This is a genomic window from Nocardia carnea (assembly GCF_029868325.1).
Classification (GTDB): domain Bacteria; phylum Actinomycetota; class Actinomycetes; order Mycobacteriales; family Mycobacteriaceae; genus Nocardia; species Nocardia carnea_C.
Window position 1 is genome coordinate 1 of the sequence record NZ_JARWNW010000083.1, and the last position, 8032, is coordinate 8032.

6 protein-coding genes are annotated in these 8032 nt (G+C 69.8%); 4 read left to right on the forward strand and 2 right to left on the reverse strand.

Features of this window, described 5'->3' with window-relative positions; all coding sequences use genetic code 11:
* The first annotated feature begins 185 nt into the window (after positions 1-185).
* Both QH196_RS04575 and QH196_RS04580 read left to right on the forward strand, forming a co-directional pair.
* Positions 186-593, forward strand: a complete 408-nt coding sequence (locus QH196_RS04575) for an anti-sigma factor domain-containing protein (RefSeq protein WP_432279435.1) — start codon at positions 186-188, stop codon at positions 591-593.
* A gap of 263 nt (positions 594-856) precedes the next feature.
* Entirely contained in the window at positions 857-2443 is a 1587-nt protein-coding gene (locus QH196_RS04580) for a molybdopterin-dependent oxidoreductase (protein ID WP_432279436.1), read from the forward strand.
* Positions 2444-2854: 411 nt separating this feature from the next.
* Here the strand turns inward: QH196_RS04580 and QH196_RS04585 are convergent, their stop codons facing one another.
* Entirely contained in the window at positions 2855-4735 is a 1881-nt protein-coding gene (locus QH196_RS04585; protein ID WP_280414482.1) for an ABC transporter ATP-binding protein, read from the reverse strand.
* Between the two features lie 74 nt (positions 4736-4809).
* Complete coding sequence (locus tag QH196_RS04590) at positions 4810-5895, reverse strand: DNA polymerase IV (RefSeq protein ID WP_280414483.1); 1086 nt, start codon at positions 5893-5895, stop codon at positions 4810-4812.
* A gap of 384 nt (positions 5896-6279) precedes the next feature.
* On the opposite strand from QH196_RS04590, the gene QH196_RS04595 reads away from it, so the two are divergent.
* Positions 6280-6720 (forward strand): PaaI family thioesterase, encoded by a 441-nt coding sequence (locus tag QH196_RS04595; protein ID WP_280414484.1) that lies wholly within the window; start codon positions 6280-6282, stop codon positions 6718-6720.
* Positions 6721-6970: 250 nt separating this feature from the next.
* Positions 6971-8032: FAD-binding oxidoreductase (locus QH196_RS04600; protein WP_280414485.1), on the forward strand; the 1062-nt coding region annotated here is incomplete at its 3' end.

The window sequence follows — 8032 nt, forward strand, 5'->3', positions numbered from 1 at the left end:
TCTTCGCCTGGATCGCCTACGAGCGCCGCGCCACCGTCACCGACCTGCGCAACTCTTTCGCACGATGACAAACCCATAAGCACGATCGGGGGGCGGGGGGCCCCCCCCAAGCCGCTCCAGTGGGCCCCCGGGCGGAGCCCCCCCGGGGGGGGGGGGGGGGGGCCCCGGCGCCCGCGGCCGCGGTGGTGGTTGCTATCGGTATCGGTTTCGGGGTCCTCGGCCGGCAGACCGGTGACGATCCGGGCGGAGCTGTCACCGCACAGCAGATACTCGAGCAGCCCGACGCCCGCACGTCCTCGACCCCGATCGGTACCGGCGGGACCCTCACGGTGCACTTTTCCGCCGGACTGGGCGCGGCCACCGTCGCCTTCGATGCCGTACCGGCCCCACCGGACGGCAGCGACTACCAGCTGTGGTTGATCGATGCGACCGGTGTTCCGCAACCGGCCGGGGTGCTGCCCGAGCTGCCGGCCGCGAACGCGCCCTATATCACCGAGTTCAGCGGTTCCGGACAGCTTGCGGTCACGATCGAACCAGACGGGGGGTCGCCGGCGCCGACCAGCACACCGCTCGGGGCGGTCACGCTGGGTTGAGCCACCCGGTCGGCTCGGGCCAGAGCCTGGGCAGGGTGGCCGGCAGTTCATCACGGACGGCCAATCCAGGCCGCCGCTCGGGCCTGTTGGTGTCCGCCCGATCACGGCAGGGTCGTCGCCGCCCGCGAATTCCTGACGGTTCGGTGACGCTGTGCCCGGGCATCTTCCCGAACCGTGCCCACAATGACACCATCCGCAGCTAGGCAGTACGACGAACACCGAGGCAGGCGGGCCCACGGCCCGATGGCGGAACGAGGGTGCCGATGCAGGATGTACCGGATTCGCCCGGAATCGCGCAACGATCGCGGGAGCCGGCGAGTGAACGCACACCGGGGGTTGTGGCGGCGGGTCTGTGCGGTCTCGTGGCCGCCGGGATGGTGCTCGGTATCGCGGAACTGTTCGCGGGTCTGATCGATCCGGATGCCTCGCCGTTCGTCGCGACCGGCGCCACTGTGGTCGACCACACGCCGGAAACGTTGCGCGAATTCGCTATCGAACAGTTCGGAACCGCTGACAAGGCCGTGCTGTTCGTATCGATGGGTGTGGTGATGGCGGTGCTCGCCGTCGTGGTCGGTCTGCTGGAACGGCGGCGGCCTTACGGTAGTGCGTTGCTCATCGCCTTCGGCCTCGTCGTCTGCGTGGCCGTGCTGGGACGGCCCAACGCGACTGCGGTGTTCGCGATTCCGATCCTGCTCGGTACCGCGGCGGGGGTTGTCACGCTGCGCTTTCTGATAGCGCGAGCACCGAACCCGACGCCCGTGGACGAGGTGGCGGTCGACGATCCGTCCCGGCGCCGGTTCCTGGTGCTGGTGGCAGGTGCCGCCGCGGTAGCCGCCGGCAGCGCGGCCGCCGGACGCTGGATCGGAGAACGAATGCGTGCCGTAACCGCCGATCTGGAACGTTTCGTGCTGCCGCGTCCCGTGACCGCGGCGGCCCCGCCGCCACCGGGTACCGATCCGCCGGTCCGCGGACTCACCGAATTCGTCACGCCCAACGACACGTTCTACCGGATCGACACCGCGCTGCGAATACCGGCGGTGACCAGCGAGGACTGGCGGCTACGCATCCACGGCATGGTGGACCGCGAGATCGAACTGACCATGGACGAGCTGCGCCGCCGCCCCGCCGTGGAAAAGATGATCACCCTGACCTGCGTCTCCAACGAGGTAGGCGGCGATCTGGCCGGTAACGCCCGCTGGATCGGCTACCCGCTGGCGGATCTGCTCACCGAGGCCGGCGTGCGCCCCGACGCGGATATGGTGTTGTCCACCAGCGCCGACGGATTCACCGCCGGAACACCGGTCGCGGCTCTCACCGACGGTCGCGACGCATTGCTTGCCGTCGGGATGAACGGCGCACCGCTGCCGGTCGAGCACGGTTATCCGGCCCGGCTCGTGGTCCCCGGACTCTACGGCTACGTCAGCGCGACCAAATGGGTGGTCGACCTGGAGGTCACCAGATTCGACAAGGCCCAGGCGTATTGGACCCGCCGCGGCTGGTCGGCGCGCGGCCCGATCAAAACCGCCTCCCGAATCGACGTACCCGCCCCGTTCGCCGAGATCACCCCCGGCCCGACCGTCGTCGCCGGTGTGGCCTGGGCCCAGCACCGCGGTATCACCGCCGTAGAAGTCCAGGTCGACGACAGCCCATGGCAGCCCGCCGAACTCGCGCCGGAATACTCCTCGGACACCTGGCGTCAGTGGACCTGGCGCTGGGACGCGACACCCGGCGACCACACCCTCCGAGTCCGCGCCACCGACGGTGAAGGCCGCGTGCAGACCGAACAGCGGGCCGATCCGGTACCCGACGGCGCCACCGGCTGGCATACCCGGACCGTCCGCGTCGAGTGAGCGCTGTGCCGCAGCCGATCCGACTCACCGACACGTGCGCCACGATCTACATCCCCGGCGGCCGGCCGAGGCGCTTGCCCGCGGGCCCGGGCGGCGGCCAGGCCTTCGTGGGTGCCGTCGACGATCAGCTCGTGGATGAATACGGCCGGCGCGGCGAAGACGTGGAACACGAGGCGACCGCCGGGGGCAGGCTGCGAACTCGGCTGGTTTCGGTCGCCGCGCTCGCTGATAGGCCAGCTGGTCAGCGGCCGCGGCGCGGTAGGTGGCGGGACCGCCGTTGCGTGGGCGAGGCCGATGGTGTGCCGAGGTGTCCGCGAGTCGATCGGCGGTCATCGCGTGTGCACGCGGTCGCCGAGTGGCCGGGATAGTTCCGGCTCTCGGCGACCACTGTGCGCGGCGTCCGGTTGGTTTTCAGGCTGCGGCCGGTTCGGGTGCGCCGGCGAACTGGGTGCGGTAGAGCTCGGCGTAGCGGCCGTTCGCCGCTAGCAGTTCCGGGTGGGTTCCGCGTTCCACGATCTGCCCTGCCTCGACCACCAGGATCTGGTCTGCGGCGCGCACCGTGGAGAGCCGGTGTGCGATCACCAGTGCGGTGCGGTCCTGCAATGCCTCGTTCAGCGCTGCCTGTACCGCCGCTTCGGATGTGGAGTCCAAGGAGGCGGTGGCTTCGTCGAGGATCACTACCCGCGGCTGTTTGAGCAGCAGTCGGGCGATGGTGAGACGCTGGCGTTCGCCGCCGGAGAGCCGGTAGCCGCGTTCGCCGACCACGGTGTCCAGGCCGTCGGGTAGTGAGGCGATCAGATCGCGTAAACGGGCGCGGCTCAGCGCATCCCACAGCTGCTCCTCGTCCGCATCGGGGGCGGCGAGCAGCAGGTTGGCCCGGATGGTGTCGTGGAAGAGGTGCCCGTCCTGGGTGACCAGGCCTACTGTTTCCCGGATCGAGGCGGTGCTCAGCTCGCGAACATCGGTGCCGCCCAGCCGTACCGACCCCGAATCGACATCATAGAGTCGCGAAACCAGCTGGGCGACTGTCGATTTACCGGCGCCGGAGGAACCCACCAGCGCGATGAGCTCACCGGGTTCGGCGCGGAGGCTGATTCCGTGCAGCACCTCCTCGCCACCCCGGGTGTCCAGGGTCGCGACCTCCTCGAGCGAAGCCAGCGAGACCTTGTCTGCCGCGGGGTAGCCGAAGCGCACATCGTCGAATTCCACGGCGACGCCACCGGCCGGGACCGGCCGCGCATCCGGCGCGTCCTCGATCAGCGGTTTCAGATCGAGAACCTCGAAGACGCGCTCGAAACTGACCAGCGCCGACATGACCTCCATCCGGGCACTCGCGAGCGCGGTGAGCGGCGAGTACAGCCTGGTCAGCAGCAGCGACAGGGCGACGACCGCCCCGGCGTCGAGCTGCCCGCGCAGTGCGTACCAGCCGCCCAGGCCGTAGACGAGCGCCACCGCGAGGGCAGAGACCAGTGTCAATGCCGTGACGAAAACGGTTTGCAGCATGGCGGTGCGGACCCCGATATCGCGTACCCGCCGCGCGCGCAGCGCGAATTCGCCGGACTCCTGGTCCGGCCGGCCGAACAGTTTCACCAGGGTTGCGCCCGGCGCCGAGAAACGTTCTGTCATCTGGGTGCTCATGGCCGCGTTCAGTCCGGCGGCCTCGCGCTGGATATCGGCCAGCCGATCACCCATCCGGCGGGCCGGGATCACGAAGACCGGTAGCAACAGCAGGGCGAGCAGCGTGATCTGCCACGACAGCTGGAGCATCACCACCAGCGTGAGGATGACGGTGACGAGATTGGCGACCACTCCGGAGAGCGTGTCGCTGAACGCGCGCTGGGCCCCGATCACATCGTTGTTGAGGCGGCTGACCAGGGCGCCCGTCCGGGTCCGGGTGAAGAATGCGATCGGCATGCGCTGGACGTGATCGAACACGGCGGTGCGCAGATCCAGGATCAGGCCCTCCCCGATACGGGCCGACAGCCATCGGATCGCCAGCCCCAATCCCGCATCGAGAACGGCGAGGCCGGCGATGGCCAGGGCCAGCATGATCACCGTCCGGGCGGCGGAGCCGCCGATGATCTCGTCGACCACCCGGCCCGCCAGCAGCGGTGTGGCCACCGCGAGTACCGCCGCTACCACGCTGAGCATCAGGAACGCACCCATCCGGCGCCGATGCGACCGCGCGAACTTCAGGATGCGCCGGGCCGTGGCGAGGCTGAACGCCCGCTGTTCCTCGGGGGCGTGCATCCGCCGGTACATCTGATCCCAGGCAACCGATTCCATGCTCATCCGACATGTCCTTCCGCTCCGGAGCCCGATTCAACTCCAGTGCACCGACACTAAAAGCTCAACCTTCATTTAGGTCAAGCCGCCGGGCCCGGGACGGGCGCCAGTTCGAGCCGGACGCCGAGCAGCCGGATCGGACGGTCCAGCGGAAACCGGTCCAGAATGCGCAGCGCGGTATCGACGATGGTGGGAACATCCGTCGTGGGTTCGGCCAGTTTCGACTGTTTACTGCGCGTATAGAAAGTGCTGGTCCGCACCGTGACCGCCACCCGGACCGCGATCCGGCCCGCCGCGGCGATCTCCGCGGTGACCTCCGCCGCCAGCCGGGCGACCTGCTCGCGGATCTCGTCGCGTTCGGTGAGGTCGCGCGGGAAGGTCTCCGATTTGCTGCGCCCCACCGGCGGGGGTGGTTTGGTCACCACCTCGGTATCGCCTGCCCCGCGAGCCATGACCCACAGATACGGGCCGTTGGTGGGCCCGAACTCGGCCGCCAGCACGGCCCGGTCCGCGGCCATCAGATCGCCGATGGTGTGGATATCCAACTCGGCCAGGCGGGCCGCGATCCGGGCACCGATTCCCCACAGCGCGTTCGTCGGCCGATGTGCCATCACCTGCGACCAGTTCGTCGCCGTCAACCGGAACATACCGGTGTGGGCGCCCGGTTGCTCGGCCGGCGTATCGGCGGATTTACCGACCGATTTCGCGAACCCGGTGGCCAGTTTGGCGGTGAGCTTGTTGTCCCCGATACCCACCGCGCAGGTCAGGCCGAGTTCGGCGACCCCGGCGCGGATCGCGGCCGCCAGGCTTTCCGGGGCATCGGTCTCGGCTGCCACGAACGCCTCGTCCCAGCCCCACACCTCCACCTGATCGGTGAAGGTTCGCAGCAGCGCCATGACCTGCTCGGAAGCCTCGTCGTAGCTGGGCGGATCCAGGGGCAGGAAAACACCGCCGGGACATTTGCGCGCCGCCGTCCGCAGCGGCATCCCGGCCCGGATCCCGTAGGCCCGAGCCGGGTACGACGCGCAGGTCACGACCTTGCGGGGTTCCTCGGGGTCCCCGTTCCCGCCCACGATCACCGGCAGCCCGCGCAATTCGGGATGCCGCCGGAATTCCACCGCGGCCTGGAATTGGTCGAGGTCGACATGCAACAGCCATCTGGCCACGTATGCAGTCTTACTCCTCCCGGGTGACAACCGGGGGATATCATCCGGACCGTGCTGCATATTCGCTGGTCCATAGCGCGTGTTCCGGCTGTCCTGCTCATGCAGACGTGCGGTGACGGTGTCCTTCCCGGCCTCCATGCCGTTCGCAGGACCTGGACGAGGGATTGAAGGCCGGCCACCGGCCGAGACTCCGCCGGACGGCCCCGTCCGATCGGGGACATCGCAGGCTCGCCGGGGCCGGCGGGGAGTTGCACGGCGGGGGCGCGGGCCGGTCCGCCGGGCGGCAGACTGGGGTCACACCGCTCGGCAGTGGACGCGGTTTCACCCGAGTGGCGCGTTCGCAGGCCCACCGCGGCGTACTCGCTCACCGACCGAAAGGCGAAGATGTCCGATCCAGCCCCGCTCGATTTCGACCTGGCCGCGAAAGTGCTGGCCGCCCAGCCGTTCGCGAACCTCGTCGGCACCGAGCTCGCCGCCTTCGAAACCGGTTCCGCGACCCTGAGCGTGCCGATCCGCCCGGAACTCGCCCAGCAGTTCGGCTATGTCCACGGTGGGGTGCTGTCCTACCTGGCCGATAACGCGATCACCTTCGCCGCCGGAACCGTCCTCGGGGCGAATGTGCTCACCGGCGGCTTCTCCGTCACCTACCTGCGTCCCGCCCGTGGTGACCGCCTGCGCGCCGTCGCCACGGTCACCGGGTCCACCCGCCGCCAAGCCGTGGTGAACTGCGTGATCACCGCCGAATCGGATGGTTCCGACCCCGTGCAGTGCGCACTCGCCCAGGGCACCGTACGTTCGGTCGAACGCGACCTCGGCGACTCCTGATCCGCCCCGTGTCTGTACCGGGACAGGCCGCGCGCTCGCCGGCCGGTCCCGCTCCGGGGCAGGTACACCGGGCTGCACGCGGGGCCGCGATCGAACAGGCTCGCCGATAGTGGTGCCGCGAGGCGCGGAGCTTCGCCGGTGAACTTGCGATCGGTACACGCGGCCTCGAGCGAGGCGCCGGCGAATTCGGTGCCGGTATACCGACGCGCGAGACCGGAGTGGAACCGGAGGTGCGCCTAGGCTGGTCGTCGTGACCGACCACGACAGGCGGCGGGATGCGCTCGCGCGGGAGCTGCGTGCCCGGATCGGCGCGGAGGTGGTGGATATCTCCCATCGCCGCAGGGTGGAGTACTCCTCCGATGCATCGAACTACCGGGTGCTGCCGGAGGTCGTCGTGTTCCCGCGCGGGGACGCCGATGTGGCGGCGGCGCTGGAGCTCGCCCGTTCCGAAGGCGTGCCCTTCACCGCGCGCGGCGGCGGCACTTCCGTGGCCGGTAATGCTGTAGGACCCGGTATCGTCTGCGATTTCAGCAGGTACCTGAACGGTATCGCCGGTATCGACCCGCAGCGCCGCACCGCGCGGGTGCAGCCCGGCGTGGTGCTGGCCGAGCTGCAGCGCCGGGCCCGGGCGCACGGGTTGCGGTTCGGTCCGGACCCGTCCACACAGGACCGCTGCACTCTCGGCGGGATGATCGGCAACAACGCCTGCGGACCGCATGCCATCGCCTGGGGCCGCACCTCTGATCAGGTTCGTGAACTGCGGATTCTCGACGGGACCGGCACCGAGCGCCGGCTTGCCGGCGATATGGCCGCGGTCCCCGGATTACCGGAGTTCACCGGCGCCGCGCTCGCGGTTCTGCGTACCGATCTCGGCCGGTTCGACCGCCAGGCCTCCGGTTACGGTCTGGAGTACCTGCTTCCGGAGCGGGGGAGTTCGGTCGCCGGTGCCTTCGCCGGCACCGAGGGCACCTGCGGTGTGCTGCTGGAAGCCGAAGTGGACCTGGTGCCGATACCCGCCGCGACCCTGCTCGTGGTGCTCGGTTACGAGGATCTGGCGACCGCGGGCGCCGAGATCGCCGCGGGGGGGTGGGGGGGGCCGGGGGCGGGGGGGGTGTCGTCGTTGCCCGGGGTGTCGTGCGCACCGGCGGGCGGGCCCTGGCGGTCGGCGGGGGCCCGGGCGGCGGCCCGGCTCTCGCCGGCCAATTCGACGAACAACCAGCCCTGGCCGCGCGGGAGATCCGGTACCCGCCTGCCGTGGGCACGCACCATATCGACCAGACGTGCGTCGATACCCTCCACCGCGACCGGCGAC

Excerpts from the sequence above, each read along its gene's own strand:
- QH196_RS04580 (WP_432279436.1), top strand. The coding sequence starts at position 857 with ATGCAGGATGTACCGGATTCGCCCGGAATCGCGCAACGATCGCGGGAG.
- QH196_RS04585 (WP_280414482.1), bottom strand. The coding sequence starts at position 4,735 with ATGAGCATGGAATCGGTTGCCTGGGATCAGATGTACCGGCGGATGCAC.
- QH196_RS04595 (WP_280414484.1), top strand. The coding sequence starts at position 6,280 with ATGTCCGATCCAGCCCCGCTCGATTTCGACCTGGCCGCGAAAGTGCTG.